The 24,196-nt window shown below is 71.0% G+C and carries 23 protein-coding genes; 15 read left to right on the forward strand and 8 right to left on the reverse strand.

Annotated elements, in window-relative coordinates; all coding sequences use genetic code 11:
- Positions 1–89: 89 nt before the first annotated feature.
- Together AC0IY1_RS17770 and AC0IY1_RS17775 are read right to left on the reverse strand one after the other, a co-directional pair.
- Positions 90–1,229, reverse strand: coding sequence for an HPP family protein (locus tag AC0IY1_RS17770; RefSeq protein ID WP_471771295.1), 1,140 nt, complete (start codon positions 1,227–1,229; stop codon positions 90–92).
- A gap of 229 nt (positions 1,230–1,458) precedes the next feature.
- Positions 1,459–2,685, reverse strand: a complete 1,227-nt coding sequence (locus AC0IY1_RS17775; protein WP_055957514.1) for an App1 family protein — start codon at positions 2,683–2,685, stop codon at positions 1,459–1,461.
- Positions 2,686–2,893: 208 nt separating this feature from the next.
- Here AC0IY1_RS17775 and gntA point away from each other — a divergent pair, with 208 nt between their 5' ends.
- The 4 genes from gntA (at position 2,894) to AC0IY1_RS17795 (ending at position 5,698) form a co-directional block, all read left to right on the forward strand.
- A complete protein-coding gene (gene gntA / locus AC0IY1_RS17780) occupies positions 2,894–3,592 on the forward strand; it encodes a guanitoxin biosynthesis heme-dependent pre-guanitoxin N-hydroxylase GntA (protein ID WP_055957517.1) in 699 nt (232 codons plus the stop codon).
- The gene (locus AC0IY1_RS17785; RefSeq protein ID WP_055957520.1) at positions 3,582–4,205 is read left to right on the forward strand and encodes a DUF1989 domain-containing protein; all 624 of its coding nucleotides are present in this window, start codon (positions 3,582–3,584) and stop codon (positions 4,203–4,205) included. The genes gntA and AC0IY1_RS17785 overlap by 11 nt, the downstream gene beginning before the upstream one ends.
- A gap of 105 nt (positions 4,206–4,310) precedes the next feature.
- Positions 4,311–5,087, forward strand: a complete 777-nt coding sequence (gene rnhA, locus AC0IY1_RS17790) for a ribonuclease HI (protein ID WP_055957522.1) — start codon at positions 4,311–4,313, stop codon at positions 5,085–5,087.
- A gap of 65 nt (positions 5,088–5,152) precedes the next feature.
- The gene (locus tag AC0IY1_RS17795; RefSeq protein ID WP_244477441.1) at positions 5,153–5,698 is read left to right on the forward strand and encodes a DNA-3-methyladenine glycosylase; all 546 of its coding nucleotides are present in this window, start codon (positions 5,153–5,155) and stop codon (positions 5,696–5,698) included.
- Here the strand turns inward: AC0IY1_RS17795 and AC0IY1_RS17800 are convergent.
- The gene (locus tag AC0IY1_RS17800) at positions 5,685–7,376 is read right to left on the reverse strand and encodes a methyl-accepting chemotaxis protein (RefSeq protein WP_055957528.1); all 1,692 of its coding nucleotides are present in this window, start codon (positions 7,374–7,376) and stop codon (positions 5,685–5,687) included. The two genes, AC0IY1_RS17795 and AC0IY1_RS17800, sit on opposite strands and share 14 nt — an antisense overlap.
- 443 nt (positions 7,377–7,819) lie before the next feature.
- On the opposite strand from AC0IY1_RS17800, the gene AC0IY1_RS17805 reads away from it, so the two are divergent.
- Positions 7,820–8,038, forward strand: coding sequence for a hypothetical protein (locus tag AC0IY1_RS17805; protein WP_156375838.1), 219 nt, complete (start codon positions 7,820–7,822; stop codon positions 8,036–8,038).
- Positions 8,039–8,418: 380 nt separating this feature from the next.
- On the forward strand, positions 8,419–10,554 hold the full coding sequence (locus AC0IY1_RS17810) for a carbohydrate porin (protein ID WP_471771298.1): 2,136 nt from the start codon (positions 8,419–8,421) through the stop codon (positions 10,552–10,554).
- Between the two features lie 22 nt (positions 10,555–10,576).
- Here AC0IY1_RS17810 and AC0IY1_RS17815 read toward each other — a convergent pair whose 3' ends face one another.
- Together AC0IY1_RS17815 and AC0IY1_RS17820 are read right to left on the reverse strand one after the other, a co-directional pair.
- Positions 10,577–10,870 carry a hypothetical protein gene (locus AC0IY1_RS17815; RefSeq protein WP_146056431.1) on the reverse strand — a complete coding sequence of 98 codons (294 nt, stop codon included), beginning with the start codon at positions 10,868–10,870 and terminating at the stop codon, positions 10,577–10,579.
- 112 nt (positions 10,871–10,982) lie between these two features.
- Positions 10,983–11,612, reverse strand: coding sequence for a recombinase family protein (locus AC0IY1_RS17820; protein WP_055957539.1), 630 nt, complete (start codon positions 11,610–11,612; stop codon positions 10,983–10,985).
- A gap of 373 nt (positions 11,613–11,985) precedes the next feature.
- Here AC0IY1_RS17820 and AC0IY1_RS17825 point away from each other — a divergent pair, with 373 nt between their 5' ends.
- The 7 genes from AC0IY1_RS17825 (at position 11,986) to mnhG (ending at position 18,650) form a co-directional block, all read left to right on the forward strand.
- On the forward strand, positions 11,986–12,246 hold the full coding sequence (locus tag AC0IY1_RS17825; RefSeq protein WP_055957542.1) for a hypothetical protein: 261 nt from the start codon (positions 11,986–11,988) through the stop codon (positions 12,244–12,246).
- Between the two features lie 344 nt (positions 12,247–12,590).
- Positions 12,591–15,524: a monovalent cation/H+ antiporter subunit A gene (locus tag AC0IY1_RS17830; protein WP_055957545.1), complete on the forward strand. Its 2,934-nt coding sequence runs from the start codon at positions 12,591–12,593 to the stop codon at positions 15,522–15,524.
- Positions 15,524–15,892, forward strand: coding sequence for a Na+/H+ antiporter subunit C (locus AC0IY1_RS17835; RefSeq protein WP_055957547.1), 369 nt, complete (start codon positions 15,524–15,526; stop codon positions 15,890–15,892). Before AC0IY1_RS17830 ends, AC0IY1_RS17835 begins: the two co-directional genes overlap by 1 nt.
- A gap of 46 nt (positions 15,893–15,938) precedes the next feature.
- Positions 15,939–17,546, forward strand: coding sequence for a monovalent cation/H+ antiporter subunit D (locus AC0IY1_RS17840; RefSeq protein ID WP_471771301.1), 1,608 nt, complete (start codon positions 15,939–15,941; stop codon positions 17,544–17,546).
- Positions 17,543–18,031 (forward strand): Na+/H+ antiporter subunit E, encoded by a 489-nt coding sequence (locus tag AC0IY1_RS17845; RefSeq protein ID WP_055957552.1) that lies wholly within the window; start codon positions 17,543–17,545, stop codon positions 18,029–18,031. Before AC0IY1_RS17840 ends, AC0IY1_RS17845 begins: the two co-directional genes overlap by 4 nt.
- The gene (locus AC0IY1_RS17850) at positions 18,028–18,312 is read left to right on the forward strand and encodes a K+/H+ antiporter subunit F (RefSeq protein ID WP_055957555.1); all 285 of its coding nucleotides are present in this window, start codon (positions 18,028–18,030) and stop codon (positions 18,310–18,312) included. The genes AC0IY1_RS17845 and AC0IY1_RS17850 overlap by 4 nt, the downstream gene beginning before the upstream one ends.
- Positions 18,309–18,650, forward strand: a complete 342-nt coding sequence (gene mnhG, locus AC0IY1_RS17855; protein ID WP_055957558.1) for a monovalent cation/H(+) antiporter subunit G — start codon at positions 18,309–18,311, stop codon at positions 18,648–18,650. The genes AC0IY1_RS17850 and mnhG overlap by 4 nt, the downstream gene beginning before the upstream one ends.
- Before the next feature lie 324 nt (positions 18,651–18,974).
- Here mnhG and AC0IY1_RS17860 read toward each other — a convergent pair whose 3' ends face one another.
- Positions 18,975–19,157, reverse strand: a complete 183-nt coding sequence (locus AC0IY1_RS17860; RefSeq protein WP_156375839.1) for a hypothetical protein — start codon at positions 19,155–19,157, stop codon at positions 18,975–18,977.
- Positions 19,158–19,466: 309 nt separating this feature from the next.
- On the opposite strand from AC0IY1_RS17860, the gene soxC reads away from it, so the two are divergent.
- Both soxC and AC0IY1_RS17870 read left to right on the forward strand, forming a co-directional pair.
- Positions 19,467–20,771, forward strand: coding sequence for a sulfite dehydrogenase (soxC, locus tag AC0IY1_RS17865; RefSeq protein ID WP_471771304.1), 1,305 nt, complete (start codon positions 19,467–19,469; stop codon positions 20,769–20,771).
- Positions 20,752–21,375 carry a c-type cytochrome gene (locus AC0IY1_RS17870; RefSeq protein WP_244477444.1) on the forward strand — a complete coding sequence of 208 codons (624 nt, stop codon included), beginning with the start codon at positions 20,752–20,754 and terminating at the stop codon, positions 21,373–21,375. The genes soxC and AC0IY1_RS17870 overlap by 20 nt, the downstream gene beginning before the upstream one ends.
- Positions 21,376–21,433: 58 nt before the next feature.
- On the opposite strand, the gene AC0IY1_RS17875 is transcribed toward AC0IY1_RS17870, so the two are convergent.
- The gene (locus AC0IY1_RS17875) at positions 21,434–22,450 is read right to left on the reverse strand and encodes an ABC transporter substrate-binding protein (RefSeq protein WP_055957563.1); all 1,017 of its coding nucleotides are present in this window, start codon (positions 22,448–22,450) and stop codon (positions 21,434–21,436) included.
- 49 nt (positions 22,451–22,499) lie between these two features.
- A complete protein-coding gene (locus tag AC0IY1_RS17880; protein ID WP_471771306.1) occupies positions 22,500–24,170 on the reverse strand; it encodes a thiamine pyrophosphate-binding protein in 1,671 nt (556 codons plus the stop codon).
- Positions 24,171–24,196 lie beyond the last annotated feature (26 nt).

Below are 24,196 nucleotides of genomic sequence, written 5' to 3' on the forward strand. Positions count from 1 at the left end.
CCGGTGCGAGGAGAGCTCGGCTCCCTGCAACAACCGCGCCACGGTTTGAAGACGGGCTGGGACGCCCGCCTGCCTTCCGTGCCCGCCACTCAGGCCGCCGACGCGGCGCTCAGGTCGAAGGCCTTGGTGGAGGCCAGGCGCGTCAGCACGGCGAGCAGATCGGTCTGGGTGATGATCCCGAGGATCCGACGGTCTTCGCCCGTGACCAGCACGGCGTGCGTGTGGCCGTTGGTCAGCGGCTCCACCAGGCTCACCACGGGCTCGCTGGCCTTGGCGGTCCGCGCCTCGGACATCACCTGCGCGATGCTGCCCTCCCCGCGCAGGGCCAGCTCGCGCAGGCCCAGGGTCCCGGCGAGGCGGCCCGCCTCGTCCACCACCGGCAGGGTCCGGATGTTGTGCCGGAGCAGGAGGTCACGCGCCCGAGCGAGCGGCTCATGCAGACCGATCGTCACCACGTCGCGGGACATCACCGCCTGGCAGTCCAGGGCGCCGTACGCCCGCACCAGGGCCTGGCTCTCGACCTCCCGCAGCAGCCGGTCGAGGTCGGTGCGGTCGATGTCGAGGGTCTCGTTGAGGTTGAGGAGCGCGGCGTCGACGTCGCGGGCATGGAAGCCGACCCGGATGGGGGCCGGCAGGTCGGCCGTACCGTGCACGTTGGCCGGAGGTGCCGCCGGGACGTGCGGATACTTGCGCCCGGAGATCCGATGGAAGGCGATGCCGAGGCTGACCAGGATGATGGAGTTCAGGCAGACCGGCACGAAGGGGAACAGGAAGCCCGAGGAGGCGATGGCCGGGCCGCCGATGAGCGCGGTGAGCGCCGCGGCCCCGCCCGGCGGATGCAGGCTGCGGGTGAACGACATCGCCGCGATGGCCAGCGAGACGCCGACCCCGATGGCCAGCACCGGATTGGGAATGAAGTGGGCGGCCGTGACGCCGATCAGAGCCGAGATCGTGTTGCCGCCGATGATCGGCCAGGGCTGGGCCAGCGGGCTCGCCGGCACCGCGAAGAGCAGCACCGCCGTGGCGCCCATGGGCGCCACGATCAGGGGAATGTGCGGGCCCTGGCCGACCATCCAGCCTGTCATGAGCCCCGTCAGGGCGATGCCGATGAGGGCGCCGAGGCAGCCGATCAGGCGCTCACGCAGGGTGGCGCCGGCCAGGATCGGCCGGAACAGGCGGGAGCCGAGCAGCGTGTCGGCGTGGCGGTCGGGACCGGCGGTGTCGGACATCCTGTGCCCCTGTCTCGCGAAGCGCCCGCGTCACGGGCAAACGCCGAAAATGCAGGCCGGCGCCTCTGGTATACCAGAGAGACCTTACAGGGCGAGGACGAAATTGCAAACGGTTCAGGCAGATTGCCCACCTCGACGGCAGAACGCTCCGGGCAAAACACTCCGGTCTGCCGCCAGGGGGTTCTCGAAACGGGCCACGAGCGCTGCAGGGCAGCCGCCTGCCGGCCGGTCAGGCCGGCGGGTCGGCGCGGCCGGGCTCGACGATGACGTTGGGCGGCGTCGGGCCGGCCCCGTCGAGGACCTTGCGCAGGGCGCGGGCACGGGTGCGGCCGGCGCGGCGGCGGGTCTCCGGCACGGCGCCGTATTCCCGCGCCACATCGGCCACGGCCGTCCGGGCGATCAGGCCGTGCTCGGCGGCATGCTCGGCCATGGCGAGGCTGTCCGCGGCGAGAACGAGGCTGCTGCCGGCGGCCTCCACCGCCTCGGCGAGCTTGGCGATCTCCTCCAGCCGCCCCGCATCCCGCGAGACGTTGCGGATATAGACCGCCGCCACCCGGCCGGGATGCGCGGCGACGATGCCTGCATAGACCTCGGGATCGTGCTGGCCGCTGTCGCCGATGAGCACGAAGGGCAGGTCGTGGTAGAGCGTCAGCATGTGGTCGATGAGGTGGCGCTTGTGGTCCTCGGCCCGGCGCGGCAGCGGGCTCGTCCAGGACAGGCCCCACTCGCGCAGGAACAGCACCGGCCCGACCGGGATCCGATGCATGACGAAGAACTCGCTGAGCATGTCGTAGATGCCCCACGGCGCCCGGGAGACGTAGAGCATCGGATTGCCCTCCGCCCCGCACGGCCCGGCATAGAGGGCGCGGTAGAGGGCGGCGGCGCCCGGAAAGGCGACGCGGTTCTCCGCATCCTCCACGAACAGCCGCCACAGCATCTTGACCTTGTTGGCCACGCCCGTGCGCATGATCGTGTCGTCGATGTCGCTGATCACCACCCGCCGGCAATCGGCCGAGGGGATGAACACCTGCCCCTTCGCCCGCACGGGCTCGGGGCCGGCCAGGTCGAGCTCCATGCTGTGCCAGGAGGCCTGCGGCGGCGCGGGCAGGTTCGGGCGCAGGTGGACGCGGAAGTAGCCGTCCCGGTCGGTGACGACCTGTTCCTCGCAGCCGAAGAAGCGCGCGGTGAGCACCGCGCCCGCCACCGTCCGGCGGGTGATGCGGCGCCGGATGTCGCGCAGTTCGGCGGTCCAGCCCTCGTCCGGGGCATCGGCCGCCCGGCTCGACTGCCGGAAGACCCGGCCGATGAGAAAGACCTCGTCACGGGAGCCGTAGCCGCGGTAGGTCTCGACCACCGTGCCGGCGCGCCCCTGGGAGCGCCGGACCGGCTTGGCCAGCAGGCGCAGCCCCCGCAGGGCGCCTTTCGCGAACCGGGCGGCCCCCTGTCGGCCGGTCATCGTTGCGTCGTCATCGTCGTAGGGCCCCGTCGCAGCATCGCCGGTTCAATGCCCGGCGCCGGCAAAGGTTCGGCGCCGGCCCCGGCAACCGTCGCCCACAAGGCTGTGGAGCATGCGTGCCATGCCGTCGCGCGAACGGAACTCGGCCATCGAGCCCCGGTTCATCCCATGCACCCTGCGTTCCGGGTGCTGTCAGCGTCGAGTTTCCATGCATCTCCCCACCGATGACAGCGGCCATCCCCTGGCCGTGGACTTCCAGAATTTCATCCGAAGCCAGCCCTTTCCCTGCGTCGGCGCGAAATCCGCCCTCTCGAAGGGCCAGATGAAGATCGTCGTGGCGCGCAGTATCGCCTCGAGCTGGGACGACCCCCGGCTCTATCCCGCGCTCCTGGCCTTCATCTGCCGCTATCGCGCCAAGCCCGACCTGTTCCAGAGCTTCGCCGTCATCTTCGAGGGGCCGACGGACCTCGGCGAGGAGGCCTTCGAGCGCCACCTCTGGGACCGCGTGCAGTCCCTGTCGGACAAGGACGCCTTCCTCGGCCAGCGCTACGACACCCGCGTCGAGGCCGACCCGAACGATCCGCACTTCTCGCTCTCCTTCGGTGGCGAGGCGTTCTTCGTCGTCGGCATGCATCCCGGCGCCAGCCGGCCGGCCCGGCGCTTCCCGCACCCGGTCCTGGTGTTCAACCTGCGCGCCCAGTTCGAGCAGTTGCGCGCCGAAGGGCGCTACGAGAAGCTGCGCAGCGCGATCCTGTCGCGCGACGAGGCGCTGGCCGGCTCGATGAACCCGATGCTCGCCCGGCACGGCGACGCCTCGGAGGCGCGCCAGTACAGCGGTCGGGCCGTCGGAGCGGACTGGGTCTGCCCGTTCCGGGGTCGCGACGCGGAGGCCCGCGATGCCGCCTGAGACCCACGCGCACCCGGCGACCCTGCACGAGATTGCGCCGCGCTCCGGCGTGGCCTTCACCCTCGACAAGGGCGAGCGCCTCACCGTGATCGACCCCCAGGGCGAGCAGGTGGCCGACCTCCTCGCCTTCGTGCGCGGCGACCTCGACGAGGTGATCTCGTCGGGCCGCACTCTGGATTACGCCAGCCGGATCTATCTCACCACCGGCGACCCGATCTATTCCAACCGCTCGAACGTGCTCCTGCGCATCGTCGAGGACACGGTGGGCCGCCACGACTTCCTGCTGACCCCGTGCTCGGCCGACACCTTCCGGATCATCTACGGCGACACCCATCCGCACCGGGGCTGCTTCGGCAACCTCGCGGCGGCACTGGCACCCTACGGCGTCGTGCCGGACCGGATCCCGGTGGCCTTCAACGTGTTCATGAACGTCACGGTGGACGGCGGCACGGGCGAACTGAAGGTCGAGCCGCCGCTCAGCCGAGCCGGCGACCACGTCACCTTCGAGGCCGAGTGCGACCTCGTGATCGGGCTGACCGCCTGCTCGGCCCTGCAGTCCAACAACAACAGCTTCAAGCCGATCCGCTACCGCATCGACCCCGCCCGCGCCTGAGGCGGGTGCCCGAGGGGGCCGCGGTCGTGCTATGGGCGGCGCCCGGATGCCCCGGCGCCGCCTCTCCCCGGGGCGGCCCGTCGTGAACAGGTCGAAGCGAGCCCCATGCGAACCATCGTCTATGCCGACGGCGGATGCGATCCCAATCCCGGTCCCGGTGGCTGGGGCGTGGTGATCGAGGCCGAGAGCGGCCGGATCGAACTCTGCGGCGGCGACCGGGCCACCACCAACAACCGCATGGAACTGACCGCCGCGATCAATGCCCTGCGCCACTTCCCGGAGGGCGCGCAGATCGAGATGCGCTGCGACAGCCAGTACGTCATCAAGTCGGTGACCGAGTGGATGCGCGGCTGGAAGGCCAAGGGCTGGCGAACCGCCACCGGCCCGGTGAAGAACGTCGAGCTGATGCAGGAACTCGATGCCCTCGCGGCCCGCCGCGACGTGCGCTGGACCTGGGTCCGGGGCCATACCGGCGAGGTCGGAAACGAGCGGGCCGACCGGCTGGCGGCGCAGGGCCGGCGCGAGGCCCTCGGCCTGCCGTCGCGCCCGGAGAGCGGGCCGGCACCGCTCACCGGCACCGCAGCCCTGCGCGCGGCGGTTGCCCCCGCCGTCTCGCAGGCTGCCTCGCAGACTACCTCTCAGGCTGCCTTGGCCACGGCGCCCGCCGCGGCCGAGCCCGCGCCCGCGCGCACGAGCGCGATCCCCCTCGACCTCGGCCTCGGCCTGGAGGTGTCGCGCGCCGCGAAGGCCTCCGGCCTGACCCCGCAGGCCTACGTGGAACGGGCAGTGCGGCTCGCCCTCGACCTCGGACCCGAGGGGCTGGAGCGGGCCCGTGCCGACCTGCGCAGTGCCAAGGGTGCCAAGGGCGCCTCCCCCCCGTGACTCCGTCGAGCCGTCCCCTCGGCCCGCCCCTACGGGCCGGGTTCTTTGCCCGGCCGGCGGCGGACGTGGCCGCGTCCTTGATCGGCTGCGACCTGCGGGTCGACGGGATCGGCGGGATCATCGTCGAGACGGAAGCCTATGATCGGAGCGACCCGGCCTCACACAGCGTCAACGGTCCGACCCGGCGCAATGCCAGCATGTTCGGGCCGCCCGGGCACGCCTACGTCTACCGCTCCTACGGCATCCACTGGTGCCTGAATCTCGTCTGTGAGCCGGGCAGCGCCGTGCTGATCCGGGCGCTGGAGCCCCGCCACGGCCTCGAAACCATGGCGGCCCGCCGGGGCTTGTCCGATCCACGCCGCCTCTGCGCCGGGCCCGGCCGCCTGTGCCAGGCCCTGGCCGTCAGCCTCGCGATGGACGGCCTCGCCCTCGACGCGCCCCCCTTCGCGCTGGCTGCCCCCGAGACGGCCCCGGCCTGGATCGCCGATCGCCGGATCGGCATCTCCCGCGCGGTGGAGACACCCTGGCGCTTCCTGCTCGCCGGCTCGCGGGCGTTGAGCCGGCCGGCCTCGCCTCACGCGACGCCGGGCCGTTCCCTCACGCCGCCCTGACCGTCTCCAGGAAGCGGGTGACCTGCACGGTCAGGTGCTCCGACTGGGCCGTCAGGTCAGAGGCCGACACCAGCACCTGACGGGCGGCGGCGCCGGTCTCCTCGGCCGCGTGGGCGACGCCCGAGATGTTCTCCGTGACCTCGCTGGTGCCGCTGGCGGCCTGGCCGACGTTGCGCACGATCTCCTGGGTCGCCGAGCCCTGCTCCTCCACCGCCGCGGCGATCGAGGTCGTCACCTGGCTGATCTCGCCGATCCGGCCGCTGATGGTGCGGATCGCCCCGACCGCGTGCTCCGTCGAGGCCTGGATGCGGCCGATCTGCTCCTCGATCTCGTGGGTCGCCCGCGTGGTCTGGTTGGCGAGCTCCTTGACCTCGGCGGCCACCACCGCGAAGCCGCGGCCCGCCTCGCCGGCCCGTGCCGCCTCGATGGTGGCATTGAGTGCCAGCAGGTTGGTCTGGCCCGCGATGGTGGTGATGAGCGCCACGACGTCGCCGATCCGCGCCGCAGCGGTGCTGAGGTCCTGGACGAGGCCGGCGGTCTGGGCCGCCTCCTCCACCGCCCGCAGGGCGAGGTTGGCCGACCCGTCGACCTGGCGGCCGATCTCCTGCACGGAGGAGCCGAGCTCCTCGGCCGCGGCCGCCACGGTGTTGACGTTGGAGGCCGCCTCCTCGGCGGCTGCCGCCACCGTCACCGACTGGTCGGTGGTCCGGGCCGCGTTGGTGCTCATCGCCTCGGCGGTCTCCTGCAGCGCGCCGGCCGAGGCCGACACCGTCGCGATGATCGAGCCCACCGCCGCCTCGAAGCCGTCGGCGAGCTCGTGCATGGTGCGCTGGCGCTCGGCTGCGGCCGCCGCATCGGCGATCTGCCGGCGCTCGGCCTCCTCCGTCGCCTTGCGGGCGACCAGGGCGCGGATCTCCTCCACCGCACGGCCCACGGCGCCGACCTCGTCGCGCCGGTCGCGCCCGAGGATCACCGCGTCGCTGTCCCCGCGCGCCATCCGGCGCAGGGCCGCGACCAGTTGGCCGATCGGCCGGGTGATACCGAACACCGCAACGAGCCCAGCCGCCGCGAGGCCGACGAGGAGGCCGAGGCCGCCGAGGAGCAGGGTGTTGGTCCGCGTCCGATCCGTCAGCGCCGCGAGATTGCGGGCGCCCTCGTCGACGAAGGTCCGGATGTCCCGGCCGAGCGCGCTTCCCTCCAACACCATGGCGTCGAAGGTCGGGTCGACGGTCTGGTGCAGCAATGTGACGGCCTCCGCCTTGAGGCCGCTGCTGGCCAGGGTGCGCGCCTCGGAGCTGTCGGCCATGAAGCGGTTGACCTTCTGCTTCAGGCCGTCGATGCGCGGCGCGAAGCTGGGGGCGGCATCGCGCAGTTCCGCCAGCACCTTGTTCAGGCGCTCGCTCGCCTCGTCGAATCCCTTGTCGGTCTTCTGCATCTCGTCGGGGCTGGCCTCGGCGATGTTGCGGAAGTTGAAGTAGCTCATCGTGAAGACCAGCCGGTTGACCGTCCGCAGATCGGCGATCGCCTTCGTATCGTGGGAGACGAAGCGGCTGTAGGCCTCGTCGATCGTCGTCATCTGGGTCGTGGCGTACCAGAGGCAGCCACTGACGATGACTCCGATCAGGCTGACCACCGCGATCAATTTGGTGATGATGCTGAAGCGAGCGAGCAAAGCCACGAGAGATCTCCGGACCAATATCGGTGCCAGGGCTAGCAGCCGGAAACTTAAGGCCCCGCTAAAGGATCGCAGTTGCTCACCGTTTGCGCTGACCTGCAATGGCATTGCATTATATTTACTTTCTGGTTTGTGTCTGAAGGTCTCCAATTACGGACTTGCTCCAGGTCTTTGCCGAATTGATCCGGCAGAAATACCTGGCGAAACGTGCGTTGCCGGTGGCAGCCGCTGGAGCGGAGCGCCGGCACAGGCCCGAAAAAACCCGCCTCGGCGTGAGCCGGGCGGGGATGAGGTCTTCGAGCTTGGGTCGTCGGTGCAACGGCCGGCCGGCGCTATGGTTCCGGTCCGCGCCACCTGAACCCGGGACCGAATGTCCGCGTTTCCCGGGCGAGGCCTGCCCGTCAGGCGATCCGGGTGCATTGCGCGCCATCCGCCAGGGAATGACCATGCCCGCCACCGACGACCGGAAGACCCAGTATCTCGCCGAGCGCGATCGCCTGATGGCAGAGCTCGCCGCACTCGGACAGGTCGCCCATACGGAAAAGCGCCAGTTCGAGGACGGGTACGCCCTGCGCGACATGGACGAGAGCACCCGGGAAGGCCTTCGGCTGCGCATCGGAGAATTGACGGCGCTCATCGAGAAGATCGAAACCGGCACCGCCTAGCCGGGAATGGACCGGCTGCAGCGACCGAAAAAAAGAGGCTCGCAAGGGCGGTGCCCTGCGAGCCGAGACGGTCCGAAACCTTGGAGACGCCCAGGCTAGACCGCAGCTCCCGTGCCTCGCATCCCCCAAATGGAGGGTGACGAGAGGGTCATCCGGTCTTCGTATGAAACCGCTACGGGGTCGGAACGTCGCGAAAAAGCTCCCTCCCAACAGGCTGGGCTTCGGACGGCGGGCCCCACGGACCAGAGATCCCGACCGGGTCGCCCTTGCGCTGTTTGCGCAACAGTCGCCTCGATCCTGTCCAGCCCTGGATTAAACCATATTGTCATAGTTATAGCACCGTCTATACCGCGGTCTGGGACCAGAGGCGCGGGGGCGGCATGTCGAGAGTGGATCGCTATGGGCGCAGCGGCTCTGGCCGCGTGAGGCTCACGGGCCTCGCCCTGCTCACCCTGACGGCCGCTTCGAGCGCCCACGCGGCCGATCTCGGTGCGCCGCGCCCGCGGGCCACCGCGCCTGCGTTCGTCGATTGGTCGGGCCCCTATCTCGGGATCGAGGGCAGCGCCGGCAATTCCTACGGCGCCTACAACTTTCGCGACACCACGGTCGGTGGCCGCCCCGTCCGGGCATTCAAGACCGGCGACGCCACCGGTCAGTCCGACCTCGGTCGCAACGCCACCACCGCCGTCGGCGGCCTGTTCGGCGGTTACAACTGGCAGACCGGCCCCTGGCTGTACGGCATCGAGGCCGATGTCGCGGGCGCGAACCTGAAGCGGCCGGTGCTCCTGCCCACCCCCGGCTTCGTCGGCGACGGCGATCCGGGTCTCGGCCTGATCCGGGCCAAGACCGACGCCTACGGAACCCTGCGCGGGCGCTTCGGCTACGCCTTCGAGCGGTCGCTGGTCTATGCGAGCTTCGGGCTCGCCGGCGCCAATGCCCGCCTCCTGGCGAGCTATCCGGATCCCGGCACCGGCCTCGTCACCCCTGCGCGGCGCGACCTCGCCTCCCTCGGCTTTACGCTGGGTGCCGGCGTGCAGTTCGCCGTGACCGAGAGCCTCGCCCTCGGGATCGACTACCGCTATCTCGACCTCGGCGACAACGGCCGCGTCAACCTCGGCGCCGTCCCGGGCCTCGGCCCGGTCACGACGCACCAGGATTCCTTCACCTCGCACCAGATGATGGCGCGCCTGTCCTGGCACCCGAACGGCTTCGTGCTGCCACCGGAGGTCGACGAGGCCGCCCCCCACGATCCCGGCGACGGCTCCGGAGACCGGTTCTCGCTCCACGGCCAGACCACCTTCATCGCCCAGGGGGTGCCGGGCTTCCGCGCGCCCTATACCGGCCCGGCGAGCCTGATCGGCCATCAGGTGCAGTCGACTACCACCGCCACCGCCTTCCTGGGGCTCAAGCTCTTCGAAGGCACGGAACTCTACTACAATCCCGAATTCTCCCAGGGCTTCGGCCTGAGCCGGACCCTGGGCGTTGCCGGCTTCGTCAACGGCGAGGCGCAGAAGGCGGGCGCGCCGTTTCCGAAGCTGCGCTCCAACCGCTACTTCGTGCGTCAGACCTTCGGCTTCGGCGGTGAGACCGAGGACGTTCCGGACGGCCCGAACCAGGTCGCCACCCGGCGCGACATCGAGCGGATCACCGTGGTGGCGGGCAAGTTCGCCCTCGGCGACTACTTCGATGGCAACATCTACGCCCACGACCCGCGGGTCGACTTCATGAACTGGGGCATCTGGGCCTCCGGCGCCTACGACTTCCCCGCCAACCTGCCCGGCTTCACCCAGGGCGTGATGGTCGAGTACAACCGCGCCGCGTTCGCGATCCGGGCCGCCTACACCCAGGTGCCGAAGGAGCCCTCCAGCGACGTCCTCGACCCCCGCGTCTTCCGCCGGGCCGGCACCACCATCGAGTTCGAGGAACGCCACGTGCTGCCGGTCCTCGACCAGCCCGGAAAGCTGCGCCTCGGCTTCTTCAGCAATGTCGGCAACACGGCGGATTTCCGGGAGGTGGTGTCGCTGACCCAGGCCGGGCTCTTCGGTGACATCAACGACGCGGCCGCCGCCACGCGGGCCGCACGGCGCAAGACCGGCTTCTACCTGAATCTCGAGCAGGCGGTGACGCCGGACCTCGGCGTCTTCGCCCGCTTCAGCGCCAATGACGGCCGCACCGAGAGCCTGTCCTTCACCGATATCGACCAGTCCGTCTCCGGCGGCCTGTCCCTCAAGGGCACCGCCTGGGGCCGGCCCGGCGACACGGTGGGCCTCGGCACCTCGATGAACACGATCTCGCCGAGCCATCGCGCCTTCTTCGCCAACGGCGGCGTCGGCCTCCTCATCGGCGACGGCCGGCTCAACTATGCCCCCGAGCGCGCGGTGGAGGCCTACTACGCCTTCGCCCTGAGCAAGTCCCTGACCCTGTCGGTCAATTATCAGCACGTGGAGAACCCGGCCTACAACCGGGACCGCGGACCGGCGGACTTCTTCGGCACCCGCATCCACGCGGATTTCTGAACACGACGGCGCCGGTCTCGCGTCAGGAGCGCGGACGCTCCGGCTGGTCGCAGCGATAGGCCCGCCCGTTGAGCGACGCGACCGGCACGAACCGGCCGCCCGCGGCCCGGCACTCGGCGACATGCGCGTCCATGGCCCACTTGTCGGCGAGGGCGAGGCTGAGCGGGACGACCGTAACCACCAGCAGCAGCGCGACCACGGCGCAGACGGCCCAGCCGATCCCACGGGGCGGCGGCTCCGGTGGATGGAATCGCTCAGGTGGAAGCGGCGCGAGGAACGCCAGCGTGGTGAGCCCGAGGAGAGTGGCGCCGCCCATGATCATCCCGCATCGGTCAGGCACCCCAACCTATCGGATGCCGGCGCCCAGGGGAGGCGACCATACGAAGCAGCGCCCCCGCCGAGCCCCGGGGCACCGGCCGGCCCCGGCCTCACGCCCAGCGCGCCAGGGCCGCCTCCGCCTCCGCGGCGTTGTCGCGGATGCGGTAGACGGTCTGCCGGCTGAGGCCCGTGGCGGTGGCGATCGCCGAGATCCCCCTCCCCTCGACCAGGGCGGAGCGCACCGCCTCGTACTGCGCCCGGCTGAAGCTCGGCTTGCGTCCGCGATAGACGTCGCTGCGCGCCCGCGCCTGGGCGATGCCGGCCTTCTGCGCCTCACGCATGGCCTCCGCCTGGGCCTGGGCCGTCGCCGCCATGAAACCGATGAGGGCATCGCGCACGGCCTGTTGCATCGGATCCGCCGTGGCCCCGTCGAAGGTCAGCCGGTGGATGACCGTGCGCACCACGACGCCTCGGCGCATCATCTCTCGGAGCGTGTCGCAGACATCCGCGTAGTTGCGGCCCAGGCGGTCCACCCAGCGCACCACCAGCACGTCGCCCCGCCGCAGCAGATCGAACAGTCGGCGCCCCTGCGGCCGCTCGCGCAGGCAGGTGCTCAGGCCCGACACCCCGTCATCGGCCACCACCTCGTCGATCACGAAGCCCGCGGCGACCGCCTGCGCCTCCTGGAGGGCGATGGTCTGGTCTCCTGTCGAGACCCGGGCATACAGAATGGTCTTCATCGATCACGACCGCACCTGGACATCAGGCCCGCACGACGCCGTCCGTCCGTTCCCGTGTCAATCCATTCAACGGGAGGAGGGCCGAGGTGCGGCGGCGTGATGCGGCGGCTCGACACCCCGGAGGCTTGGCATCCGGAGGCTTCGTCCGTCGCCGACCCGCAAGGCCGAGGCTGCCGGCTGACGACGTCGTCCAAGATGTATTCATGATGCATCGAGACTTGATCAGACCCTGATCTCAGGCCCCAGCGTTTAATCCTGCCCTCCACGTGCCTGGACGCACGTCATGGATGAGATCGAGGCCCCATATTGGGTTCAGACAGATGAAACGAGCCAATTAACCCGGCTTGCACTGTATAGGAGCTCGATAGCCTCAATGAAGACCCGTATCGCCGCCATCGCCGCCGCTCTCGTCCTCGGCGCTGCTCCGATCTCGTCCGCCATGGCCTACGACAGCCCCGCCCGTTACACGTCCTTCGCGCCCTACGATGTCGAGACGACGGGCTCGGTGAACGACATGCGCCGTCCCCCGGCCTATCTCGGTTGTCCGATGAGCTCGGCCGCCGAGGGCAACGCCAACCAGCAGAACTTCCCCACCCAGCAGTACGGCCAGACCTCGGGCGGTAACCGCTGCTGATCGGACGCGGGAAGGAGACTCACATGCTGCTGAAAGGCTTCTCCTACGCCATGGTCGCGGCCTTTGCCGGCGGCCTCGTCTTCACCATCGTCGGCTCGGCCCAGGCCTATCTCAACCTGTAAGCCGTGCCTGGACCGACAGGATCCCCCACCGACCCGCCCGGCCTTCGCCGCGGCGGGTCGCGTCGTGAGCGCGGGCAGCGCCCGTTGCCCAGCGCTCGCCACCCGGTCTCCGGGAGGCTATAGCCGTCGGGCGTGCGTCAGTGCGTCCCCGCTCGCGGAAGGGCGCCTCCGGCCGATCCCGAGGCTGCCCGTGTCTGCCCGTTCCTCTCATCGCTCGAGCTGATGCCGCCTCAACTCCTCCTTGCCATCGCCGCGATCCTTCCCTTTCTGGGCAGCGCGGCCGTGATCAGCCTGCCCGGACATGCGCGCAACGCCGCCGCGATCCTGGCCGGGTCGATCCTGCTGGCGTGCCTGGCCTGCATCGGGCTCCTCTACCCGGCGGTCTCCGCGTCCGGCAGCAGCCTCGTCTGGGCGGTGGATTGGTTGCCGACGCTCGGCGTCCAGTTCGTCCTGCGGCTCGATGGCCTGGCCTGGCTGTTCGCGATCCTCGTGCTCGGGATCGGCGCGCTCGTGGTCCTGTACGCCCGCTACTACATGGCCGCCGAAGATCCGGTCCCGCGCCTCTTCAGCTATCTCCTCGCCTTCGTCGGCGCGATGCTGGGAATCGTGCTCTCGGGCAATCTGATCCAGCTCGTCGTCTTCTGGGAACTGACGAGCATCGTGTCCTTCCTGCTGATCGGCTACTGGACCGACAACGCCTCCGCCCGCGATGGGGCCCGGATGGCCCTCACCATCACGGCGGCCGGCGGGCTCTGCCTGTTCGTCGGCATGGTGCTGATCGGGCAGATCGTCGGGAGCTATGACCTCGGGGTGGTCCTGGCCTCGGGCGACGCGATCCGCTCCAGTCCGCTCTACCTGCCGGCCCTGGTGCTGGTGCTGGCGGGCGCCCTGACCAAGTCGGCGCAGTTCCCCTTCCATATCTGGCTGCCGCGCGCGATGGCGGCCCCGACGCCGATCAGCGCGTACCTGCACTCCGCCACGATGGTGAAGGCCGGCATCTTCCTGATGATCCGCTTCTGGCCCGTGCTGGCCGGCACCGAGAGCTGGTACTGGATCGTCGGCACCGCCGGCATGGCGACGATGCTGGTGGGGGCCTGGAGCGCGATCTTCCAGCACGACCTCAAGGGCCTGCTCGCCTACTCCACGATCAGCCATCTCGGGCTCATCACCCTCCTGCTCGGCCTGGATTCGCCCCTCGCCGTCGTGGCGGCGATCTTCCACACCGTGAACCACGCGACCTTCAAGGCCTCGCTCTTCATGGCGGCCGGGATCATCGACCACGAGACCGGCACGCGGGACATGCGCCGCCTCAGCGGGCTGTGGCGGGCGATGCCCTACACGGCGACGCTGGCGATGGTGGCTGCCGCCGCGATGGCGGGCGTGCCCCTCCTCAACGGCTTCCTCTCGAAGGAGATGTTCCTGGCTGAAGCCGTCGACAATGCGGGCGAGCACTGGCTGAACCTCGCCCTGCCGGTGCTGGCGACGCTCGCGAGCGCCTTCACCATGCTCTACTCGGTGCGCTTCATCCGCCAGACCTTCTTCGGGCCCGCCCCCCACGACCTGCCGCACGCACCCCACGAGCCGGTCCGGTGGATGCGCATCCCGATCGAACTCCTCGTCCTGGTCTGCATCGCGATCGGCCTCGTGCCGAACCTCACCATCGGGCCTGCCCTGGCGGGCGCGGTCCGGTCGGTCCTCGGCGCACGGACGCCGGACTACGACCTCGCGATCTGGCACGGCTTCAACGCGCCGCTGGCCCTGAGCGTCGTGGCGCTCGTCGGAGGCGTCGCGCTCTACGTCGCGTTCGGGCGGCGGATCAACCGCAATCCCCGCGGCGGCCCCTGGCTGATGGACCGGATCGACGGCGGCTGGCTGTTCGAGCGGGCGATGACGGGCCTCGTGACCGGTGCCCGGCGGCTTGAGGGGCACCTGGGCAGCGAGCGCCTCCAGGTGCAGTTGCGCATCCTCTTTCTGACCGTGCTCCTGGCCGCCATGATGGCCGGAGCCGACCGGGGGCTCGATCTCTTCGCTTCGGGAAAAACAACGGCGTTCGACCCCGCCTTCGCGCTGATGTGGCTGGTGGGCGCGGCTTGCGCGATCGGGGCGGCGGAGCGGGCGAAGTACCATCGCCTCTCGGCCGCCATCTTCGTCGGCGGCGCCGGGCTCGTGAGCAGCCTGACCTTCCTCTGGCTCTCGGCGCCCGACCTCGCGGTCACGCAGATCCTGGTGGAGATCGTCACCACGGTGATGCTGCTGTTGGGCTTGCGCTGGCTGCCCAAGCGCGACGCCGCGATTTCGGCGTCGGCCTCCGAGACCGCGCGCGCCCGGCGCCGGCGCATGATCGATTTCTGCATCGCGGCCTTCGCCGGCCTCGGTCTCGCCGGGCTCGCCTACGCGGTGATGACGCGGCCGGCGGTCGACGGCATCGCGCGCTGGTTCGTGGAGGAGGCCTACCCGCGCGCTGGCGGGCGCAACGTCGTCAACGTCCTGCTGGTCGATTTCCGCGCGTTCGACACCCTGGGCGAGATCTGCGTGCTCGGCATCGTCGGCCTCACGGTGTTCGCGCTGCTGCGCCGCTTCCGCCCGGGGTCGGACAGTCTGCAGCGTCCCAAGCAGCAGGTCAGCCACGATGCCTACGACGCGGCGCGGGCCGACCGCAGCCCCGGCGACACTGCCGCCGATGCCCTGCTGGTTCCCCGGGTGGTCACGACCTGGCTGTTCCCCTTCATCGTCCTGCTCGCCCTGCACCTGTTCCTGCGGGGACATGACCTGCCCGGCGGGGGCTTCGCGGGCGGCATCGCGCTGACCATCGCTTTCGTGCTGCAATACATGGCCCAGGGGGCCGAGTGGGTGGAGGAGCGCCTGCGCATCCGACCCATCGCCTGGATCGGCGTCGGCCTGCTGGTCGCCGTCCTGGCGGGCGCGGGATCCTGGCTGTTCGGGCGGCCGTTCCTCACCGCCTACTTCGCCTACTGGGAGCCGCCGCTGCTCGGAAAGGTGCCGGTTGCGAGCGCGCTGGTGTTCGACCTCGGGATCATGGTCCTGGTGGTGGGGGCGAGCGCGCTGATGCTCGTCGCCTTGGCGCACCAATCGGTGCGTCGGACGCGGGCGGCCGAAGCCGAGGCGGAGCGGATCGCCGAGAGGGAGCCGGCCTGATGGAACTCGTCCTGTCGCTGGGCATCGGCGTCTTCGCTGCCTCGGGCATCTGGCTGATGCTGCGCCCGCGCACCTTCCAGGTCGCCCTCGGTATTTCGCTGCTGAGCTACGCCGTGAACCTCTTCATCTTCGCCATGGGACGTCTCACGGTCGGGGCGCCGCCGGTACTCGGGGCCGGCGCCGAGGTGGTCTCCGTCGACGATCCGGTGCCCCAGGCCCTGGTCCTCACCGCCCTGGTGATCGGCTTCGCGCTGACCGCACTCTTCCTCGTCGTCCTGCTGGCCGCCCGCGGCATCACCGGAAGCGATCACGTGGATGGGCGCGAGCCCGCCCAGGCCGAACCGCAGCCCGGGAATCCGCACCCATGAGACGCTCCCCCAGCAGGAGGCCTCCCTCCGCGATGGCCCGTTGCCGATGACCTCGTCCGTCCTGACTGCCACCGCGGAGACCGCCTGGTCGGACCACCTCGTGGTGCTGCCGATCGTGCTGCCGATCGCCGTGGCGGGGGTGATGCTCCTGTTGGACGAGCGACGGCGCCGGCTGAAATCGGGGCTCAGCCTCGTCACCGTGCTTCTGCTCCTCGGCATCGCCCTGATGCTGGCCCTGCGCGCCGATGCAGCGGCCCAGGTCTACCGCCTCGGCAACTGGGACGCGCCCTACGGCATCGTCCTGGTGGCCGACCGGCTCTCGGCGATGATGCTGGTGCTGGCCAGCGTCCTCGGCCTGTGCGCCCTCGTCTTCTCCTTCGCCCGCTGGGGCCGGGCCGGGCCTCGCTTCCACGGCCTGTTCCTGCTGCTCCTGATGGGCGTGAACGGGGCCTTCCTCACCGGCGACCTGTTCAACCTGTTCGTCTTCTTCGAGGTGATGCTGGCCGCCTCCTACGGCCTCGTCCTGCACGGCTCGGGCGAGACGCGGATCCGGGCCGGCCTCGGCTACATCGCCGTGAACCTGGTCGCCTCGCTGTTCTTCCTCGTCGGCGTCAGCCTGATCTACGGAACCATGGGGACGCTCAACATGGCGGACCTCGCGCGGTGGCTCGCGGCGCCGGCGGCCGCCGAACCGGCCCTGTTCGAGATCGGCTGCGCCGTGCTGGGCATCGCCTTCCTGATCAAGTGCAGCGCCTGGCCCCTCGGCTTCTGGCTGCCGACGACCTACGCGGCGGCGAGCGCGCCCGCGGCCGCGATCCTCGCCATCCTGAGCAAGGTCGGCATCTACGTGGTGATCCGGCTGAGCCTGCTCCTGTTCGGTTCGGGTCTGTCCGCCGGCTTCGGCCAGACCTGGATCCTCGCGGCCGGGCTTGCGACCATGGCCTACGGGACCATCGGGATCCTCGCCGCGCGGGAACTCACCCGGGCCGCGGGCTACGCCGTGATGATCTCGTCCGGCACGATGCTGGCAGTCCTGGGCACTGGCAGCGCCGCGGCGCTCGCGGGCGCCCTGTACTACCTCGTCGGATCGACGTTGGCGGCCGGAGCCCTGTTCCTCCTCGCCGAGATCCTGCAGCGCGGCCGTGCGCCGGGGCAGGCCCAGCAAGCGGTCTTTGCGGACGAGTACCGCGACCCCTTCGACGACGCCGACGCCATCGAGATCGGCCGGACGTTTCCGGCGGCGGTCGCACTGCTGGGCAGCGGCTTTCTCCTCTGCACGCTGATGCTCGCCGGTATTCCACCCCTGTCCGGGTTCGTCGGCAAGCTCGCGATGTTCACCGGACTGGCCACCGGCCCGATCACGGCCGTGGCCTGGTGGCTGATCGCCGCCCTGACGCTCTCCAGCTTCGGCACCCTGGCGCCGCTGGTGCGCCTCGGCATCCAGAACCTCTGGGTTCCGAGCGTCGACCCGCCCCCGGTCCTCCGAACGTCCGAGTTCCTGGCCCTGTCCGGACTGCTCGCCGCCTGTCTGGCCCTCGCCCTCTGGGGCGGCCCGGCCCTCGCCTATGCGGACGCCACCGTCCGTTGGCTGGCGCAACCGCAGGATTACGTCCGGGCCGTTCTCGGCGCGGCCCAGGGAGGCGCGGGCACTTGAGACGGTTCCTGCCCTACCCGCTGCTGACGGTCGGCCTCGCCCTGACCTGGCTCCTGCTGAACGCACCGGTCACACCCGGAAGCGCCGCGCTGGCGCTCCTGGTCGGGTTGTCGGTTCCCGCCGTGATGCGGGCCCTGAAGCCCCAGGCCGTGCCCCTGCGCGCGCCGGGTACCCTCGCGCGCCTCGCCGTCGTCGTCCTCTACGACATGGTCCGGTCGAACATCGACGTCGCCCGGATCATCCTGGGGTTGCGCCGCGGCGAGCGGCGCACCGGGTTCGTGACGATCCCCCTCGACCTGCGCGAGCCCTTCGGCATCACGGTCCTGTCGATCATCCTCACCGGCACCCCCGGCACGCTCTGGGTGCAGTACGATTCGCAGACCGGCTGCCTGCTCCTGCACGTGCTCGACTATACGGGCGGGGACGAATGGGTGCGGCGCGTGAAGGATCGCTACGAGCGCCCCCTGATGGAGGTCTTCGCATGAGCGCCACCACCGTTCTCGACTGGGGGCTCGGCCTCGCCCAGGGCATGCTGGTGCTGGCCATGGCGCTCGCCGCGTGGCGGATGCTACGCGGTCCGCGCGCGCAGGACCGCATCCTCGGGCTCGACACCCTCTACCTCAACGGCATGCTGGCGATCGTGGTCCATGGCATGCGCACCGGCAGCGGCCTCTACTTCGAGGCCGCGCTGATCCTCGGCATGATCGGCTTCACCGCCACCGTGGCGCTGGCCAAGTTCCTGATGCAGGGTGAGGTGATCCAGTGAGCGGCGCGGAGCTGCCGCTCTGGGCGGCCTGGCTGGTGGTCGCCCTGGCGGTCGTCGGAGCCGCCTTCGCGCTGACCGGCGCCCTCGGCCTCATCCGCCTGCGGACCTTCTACGAGCGCGTCCACGCGCCGACCCTCGGGGCGACGCTGGGCATGGCCCTGATCCTCATCAGTTCCATGCTGCTCCTGTCGCTCATCGAGGGCCGGCTCGTCCTGCGCGACGCCCTGATCGGCGTATTCCTCACCGTGTCGACGCCCGTCACGCTCCTGCTCCTCGCGCGGGCCGCGGCACATCGCGACCGCCACGAGGGCACGCCCGGCGCGCCGCCGGAGGTCTGACGCTCGCTCCGACCAGCGCCCGGCTTTGCCGGACCGGGCCGCCGCGATGGTCGCGTTCAGGGCTAAGAGGTTGATCTGGCTCGCGATTGCCGACCTGCCGGAGGCGGTCGCGCGCAGGGCGCCCTGCAACACCGACGACCGGGTCCTGGGCGCGGACGGCCTCTGCCGCGGGTTCGAGGCCAGCGGCGCTCCGGTCCTGGATCGTGACGGCGCGGTGCGGGAGCGGGTCGGACACGACGCGATCCGGGCCGGGCGCTGGGGATGGGTGGCGTCGCGTCGTGCGTTTCGCGGGGCGACGGCATCGGGCCGCCCCGGACAAATTGCTCAGTTGGCCGTCCGATCCGACGCGGCCGGCGCGAAGGTCCAGCCGTTCAGGGAGCGGGGAATCGGCAAGCGCGCAAGGTCCAGCCCACACGAGGCTTTGTAGGCGTGCTCCTCGGTCAGCATCTTGAGCCCCTGCTCCGCCGACTCGCAGGTTCCGAGAACGTCATGGTCCAGCAGAACCACGTAACAATCCTTCTGCGCCAGGAGCGTTCGCTGGATGCGGAGCGCTCCTTGAGGCGTGTCACAGAGCCAATAACCACCCATTGCACGCACCTCCGCCTGAGATCCGGGAGCGAGATCATGGGGCGCGCACCCGATTCCTGTCCAGAACCTTAATGCATACCATTTGGTATGACATGCAAAATTCCGCCGGCGCGCCTGGCCTGCCGCGATGCCGGACCTTCGAAGGCCCGAGAGGGGATGACGGGGTCGGGGGAGCGGTTCTACACTCCCGCCCCCGACGACGGCCCCGATCCGGTGAAGGAGTGCAGGGTGAGCGGAACAGAATCCGACGAAGACCGCCTCCGGAATACCACGCGGGTCGTGTCGAGGTCGCGCCGGTCCTTCCTGGCGCAGGGCACCGCCCTCGTCGGCGGCGGCCTGATGGCCGAACGCGCGGTGGGTCCGGCCACGGCGCAGGAATCGGCCGACGGTCCGCCCGGCGTACCGCCGTGGATGACGACCCCCGGCGCGGATACCGGGGCGCAGCCCTACGGGACGCCGTCGCCGTTCGAGAAGAACGTCGTCAAGAACATTCCGAAGACCCTCAAGCAGTATACCTCGGCCTCGGTGCGCACGCCGCTGCAGGAGCTCGACGGCATCATCACGCCCAACGGGCTGTTCTACGAGCGCCACCATGGCGGGGTCCCCGAGATCGACCCGGCCCAGCACCGGCTGATGATCCACGGCCTGGTCGAGCGGCCCCTGGTCCTCACCATGGCGGACGTCCGGCGCTTCCCGAGCGTGTCGCAGATCCATTTCATCGAGTGCTCGGGCAATCCCGACTTCAAGGCGATCCGGGCGGGCCGCACCGCGTCCGACCTGGTGGGGCTGGTGAGCTGCGCCGAATGGACGGGCGTGCGCCTGAGGACGGTGCTGGAGGAGGCCGGTCTCAAGCCGGGCGCCAAGTGGGTGATCGCCGAGGGCGCGGATTCGGCCGCGCTGACCCGCAGCCTGCCGATCGCGAAGTGTCTCGACGATGCGCTGCTGGTCTACAGCCAGAACGGCGAGCGCCTGCGCCCGCAGCAGGGCTACCCCCTGCGCGTGCTGCTGCCCGGCTACGAGGGCAACATGAGCGTGAAGTGGCTGCGCCGGCTCAACGTGACGGACGAGCCGGCCTATTCCCGCGAGGAGACGGCGAAGTACACCGACCTGATGCCGGACGGGACCGCGCGGCAGTTCACCTTCACCATGGAGGCGAAGTCGGTGATCACGCGCCCCTCGGGGACGCAGCGGATCGTGCCCGGCTTCAACGAGATCACCGGGATCGCCTGGAGCGGGCGGGGCAGGATCGCCTGGGTCGAGGTCTCGGTCGATGACGGCCGGAGCTGGCAGGAGGCGCAGCTCCAGGCACCCGTCCTCGACAAGGCGCTGACCCGGTTCCGCCTGGCCTGGAGCTGGGGCGGAGAGGCCGCCGTGATCCAGAGCCGGGCCACCGACGAGACCGGCTACGTGCAGCCGCTCTTCTCCGCGCTGGCCGGGGCCCGGGGCCTGAACTCGTTCTATCACAACAACGCCGTCATCCCCTGGCGCATCGCGGAGAGCGGAGAGGTCTCGAATGGCTATCCCAAGGCGTGACGGCGCCGCGCGCCCGATGGGCGCGAGTCCCGCGACCACCCCGGCCGCCATCGGCTTTTCCGCCATCGGCTTGGCCGCACTCACCCTGGCCGCGCTCACCCTGGCCGCGCTCACCCTGGTCGGCCCGGCCTCGGCCGAGACCCGCTACGGGATCGGGCGCCCCGCCACCGCGGCGGAGATCGCCGCCTGGAACATCGACATCGACCGGGACGGCCGCAAGCTTCCGCCGGGCCGCGGCAGCGTCGCCCAGGGCGGCACGCTCTTCGCCGAGCGCTGCGCCGCCTGCCACGGCGAGAAGGCCGAAGGCGGCCTCGGCGACCGGCTCGTGGGCGGCCAGGGCACGCTCGCCTCGGCCACGCCGGTGAAGACGGTCGGCAGTTTCTGGCCCTATGCCCCGACGCTGTTCGACTACGTCCGCCGCGCCATGCCGATGAACGCGCCGCAATCGCTCACGGACGACGAGGTCTACGCCGTGGTCGGCTACCTGCTGAACCTGAACGGCCTGGTGCCGGACGACGCCGTCCTGGAGGCCAGGACGCTCGCCGCCGTGCGGATGCCCAACCGCGACGGCTTCGTGCCGGATCCGCGCCCCGACGTGCCCTGAGGCGCGGCCGGAAGCCGGGGCCTCGGCTGCCGGGCTTGAGTCAGCGGCCCGGCTCGACTCAGCTGCCCGGCTTGGCGTGGACGTTGGCGAAGAACAGCTCTCGCCAGTCCTGGGCGCCGCGGCGGATCACCTTGGTGCGGGCCATGAAGGTCACCACGGGGAGGATCGCCTGGGGCGTGGTCGTGAAGGTGACCTGGGGCGAGGCCAGGATCGACGCGATCAGGCCGACATCGGAGCCGTCGCGGGCGAGGCGCGCATAGGCCGCGGCGGCGGCCCGGGGGTCGCCCGCGATGGACGCCACCGCCTCCTCGAGAGCGGCCGTGAAGGCGGCATGGACGGTGGGGTTGGCCTCCACGAAGGCGGCGGTAGCCCAGACCACGTTGAAGGTCGAGGGCCCGCCGAGCACGTCGAAGCTGTTGAGGATCGTCCGGATGCCGGGCCTGCGCAGCTCCAGCTCCTGGATCGGCGCGGCGGTGAAATGCGCGGTCACCTCCTGGCCGGCCAGGAGCGCGGCCATGCCGTCCGGGTGCGACAGGGTCACGGTCAGGCGGTCGAGGTCGTTCCGCCGCGCCGCGCCGAGTTCCTTCTCGGCCGCCATCTGCAGGAACATGGCCTGGACCGAGACCTTCACGGCGGGCAGCGCGATCTTGTCCCGGTCGGTGAAGTCGGCCAGCGACCGGATGCGCTCCGCGTTGGTGTTCATGAGGAGCGGCATGGCGTTCATCGCCGCCACGCCCTTCACCGCCAGGCCGGTGCCCTCGGTCTTGGACCAGAGCAGGACGAGGGGCGGCACGCCGCCGGCCACGAACTGGATCGAGCCCGACAGGAGCGCATCGTTCATCGCGGCCCCGCCCGCTAGGGTGACGTAGCGGGCGGCGAGCCCCGTCAGGCCCCGGGCCGCGGCGTGCTTCTGGAGCAGGCCCTGGTCCTCCATCAGCATCAGCGGCAGGTGCCCCAGGCTCGGCTGGCGCGCGATGCTGACCGCCTGCACCTCGGCCCGGGCCGGGCGCAGGCCCGCGAGGAGGGGCAGTCCCGCGCCGAGCAGCCCCCGGGCCAGTACGTCGCGTCGGCGCATGTGAACCTCCCTGGACCGGACTCGCGAGGGTGGGGGCGGTCGGCCCGCCTTACGGAGCGGAGACCTTCGGCCGGCGGATCACCGGGGCGGGCACGCTGTCGATCAGCACGTTGAGGCAGGCCGGCAGGCCGCTGGCATGGGCCTCCTCCAGCGCCCCGGGCAGGTCCTCGGCCCGGGTCACGAGGGCGCCGTGGCCGCCGAGCGCCGTGACGACGCGGTCGTAGCGGGAGCTGAGGAGGTCGCAGTGGCGGGCCCGCGCCGCGCCGTACTGGCGCAGCTGGATCTGGTACTCGGCGTTCCAGCGGGCATCGTTGCCCACCACCGCGATGAAAGGCAGGCCGTAGCGCACGGCGGTGTCGAACTCGGCCATGTGGAAGCCGAAGGTGCCGTCCCCCAGGACCGCCACCACGGGCCCCGCCGGGTCGTGGAGCCGGGCCGCCAGGGCGAAGGGCAGCGAGGCCCCGATGGTGCCCGAGACCCCGTTGATGAGGCGCCGGGGGGCCTGCACCAGGGCCTGGGGCCATTGCCCGATCTCGCCCCCGTCGCAGATCAGCGTGCCGCCGGGATGCCGGTCGAGGAAGGCGGCGACCCCGCGGCACAGCTCCACCGGATGGAGGCGGCCCTCGGGACCGCGCCGGTCGTCCCAGTCCGCGGGCCGGTACGCCACCGCGGCCCGCACGGCGGCCGGCCAGTCCGTCCCGTCGCCGGGGCGGCGCGCCGCGTCGGAGGAGCGTGCGCGGCAGGATCGGGCCAGGGCCGCGAGGGTCGCCAGCGCATCGCCCGCGCCCGCGACGGCGAGGCGGGCCGGGTCGACCCGCGCGACGAGGGTGGGATCGGGGTCGATGACGACGAAGCGGCAGGCCGGCGCCACCGCGGGCGCCTCGCCGAACTTCAGGGTGAAGTCGAGGGGCTTGCCCACGAGCACGAGGCAGTCGGCCTGGGCCAGCACCTCGGCGAAGGCACCGAGACTCGGATCGTTGAGGCCGCGCGGGCTTTCCATGCCGAGGACCGGCAGGCCCGAGGCCGCCTCCAGCGCCGCCATCCGGGCGCGCCCCGCGGCGCCGCAGGCGACCGGGCCGCACAGGATCAGCGGGCGCTGCGCCCGGCCGAGCTCCGCCATCACCGCCGCGACGAGGTCGGCGCCAGGCTCGCCGGCCCGGATCGCGGCCTCGGCTGGGACTGAGGAAGGAGGGACGGCCTGGGCCGGTGCCTCCAGGAGGTCGACCGGCAGGCTGAGATGCACGGGCCCCGGCCGGCCCTCGCGGGCGATCCGCAGGGCCCGGGCGATGTCGTCCGCCAGGGTGTCGACGGAGGCGGCGGTCCACGAGGCCTTGGTCATCGGCCGGGCGATGTCGGCCTGGGCGAGTTCCTGGAAGGCGCCGCGCCCGATCTCCGACAGGCCGGCATGCCCCGAGAGCAGCAGGACCGGGCTCTCCGCCGCCAGCGCGGTGAACAGGGCGGCGGCACCGTTGGTCTGCCCCTGGCCGCCGGTGACCAGGGCGACGCCGACCTCCCCGGTCAGGCGCCCCCAGGCATCGGCCATGTGCACGCAGGCGGCCTCCTGGCGGACATGCACCACCGCGATGTCCGTGCCCAGCAGGGCGTCGAAGATCGGCATGATGTGGTTGCCCGACAGGGTGAAGATGCGGCGGACGCCGAGGCGCTCCAGCGTCTCGACGACGATGTCGGCGCCGCGCGGCCGGCCCGGGGACTGGTCCATGACGTCTCTCTCCGCGCTCCGTCGGA

The organism is Methylobacterium sp. AC690 (genome assembly GCF_979256535.1).

Excerpts from the sequence above, each read along its gene's own strand:
- AC0IY1_RS17870 (WP_244477444.1), top strand. The coding sequence starts at position 20,752 with ATGGCTATCCCAAGGCGTGACGGCGCCGCGCGCCCGATGGGCGCGAGT.
- AC0IY1_RS17875 (WP_055957563.1), bottom strand. The coding sequence starts at position 22,450 with ATGCGCCGACGCGACGTACTGGCCCGGGGGCTGCTCGGCGCGGGACTG.
- AC0IY1_RS17830 (WP_055957545.1), top strand. The coding sequence starts at position 12,591 with ATGCCGCCTCAACTCCTCCTTGCCATCGCCGCGATCCTTCCCTTTCTG.
- AC0IY1_RS17775 (WP_055957514.1), bottom strand. The coding sequence starts at position 2,685 with ATGACCGGCCGACAGGGGGCCGCCCGGTTCGCGAAAGGCGCCCTGCGG.
- AC0IY1_RS17880 (WP_471771306.1), bottom strand. The coding sequence starts at position 24,170 with ATGGACCAGTCCCCGGGCCGGCCGCGCGGCGCCGACATCGTCGTCGAG.
- rnhA (WP_055957522.1), top strand. The coding sequence starts at position 4,311 with ATGCGAACCATCGTCTATGCCGACGGCGGATGCGATCCCAATCCCGGT.
- gntA (WP_055957517.1), top strand. The coding sequence starts at position 2,894 with ATGCATCTCCCCACCGATGACAGCGGCCATCCCCTGGCCGTGGACTTC.
- AC0IY1_RS17815 (WP_146056431.1), bottom strand. The coding sequence starts at position 10,870 with ATGGGCGGCGCCACTCTCCTCGGGCTCACCACGCTGGCGTTCCTCGCG.
- AC0IY1_RS17850 (WP_055957555.1), top strand. The coding sequence starts at position 18,028 with ATGAGCGCCACCACCGTTCTCGACTGGGGGCTCGGCCTCGCCCAGGGC.
- AC0IY1_RS17825 (WP_055957542.1), top strand. The coding sequence starts at position 11,986 with ATGAAGACCCGTATCGCCGCCATCGCCGCCGCTCTCGTCCTCGGCGCT.
- AC0IY1_RS17785 (WP_055957520.1), top strand. The coding sequence starts at position 3,582 with ATGCCGCCTGAGACCCACGCGCACCCGGCGACCCTGCACGAGATTGCG.
- AC0IY1_RS17835 (WP_055957547.1), top strand. The coding sequence starts at position 15,524 with ATGGAACTCGTCCTGTCGCTGGGCATCGGCGTCTTCGCTGCCTCGGGC.
- AC0IY1_RS17810 (WP_471771298.1), top strand. The coding sequence starts at position 8,419 with ATGTCGAGAGTGGATCGCTATGGGCGCAGCGGCTCTGGCCGCGTGAGG.
- AC0IY1_RS17820 (WP_055957539.1), bottom strand. The coding sequence starts at position 11,612 with ATGAAGACCATTCTGTATGCCCGGGTCTCGACAGGAGACCAGACCATC.
- AC0IY1_RS17840 (WP_471771301.1), top strand. The coding sequence starts at position 15,939 with ATGACCTCGTCCGTCCTGACTGCCACCGCGGAGACCGCCTGGTCGGAC.
- AC0IY1_RS17805 (WP_156375838.1), top strand. The coding sequence starts at position 7,820 with ATGCCCGCCACCGACGACCGGAAGACCCAGTATCTCGCCGAGCGCGAT.
- AC0IY1_RS17770 (WP_471771295.1), bottom strand. The coding sequence starts at position 1,229 with ATGTCCGACACCGCCGGTCCCGACCGCCACGCCGACACGCTGCTCGGC.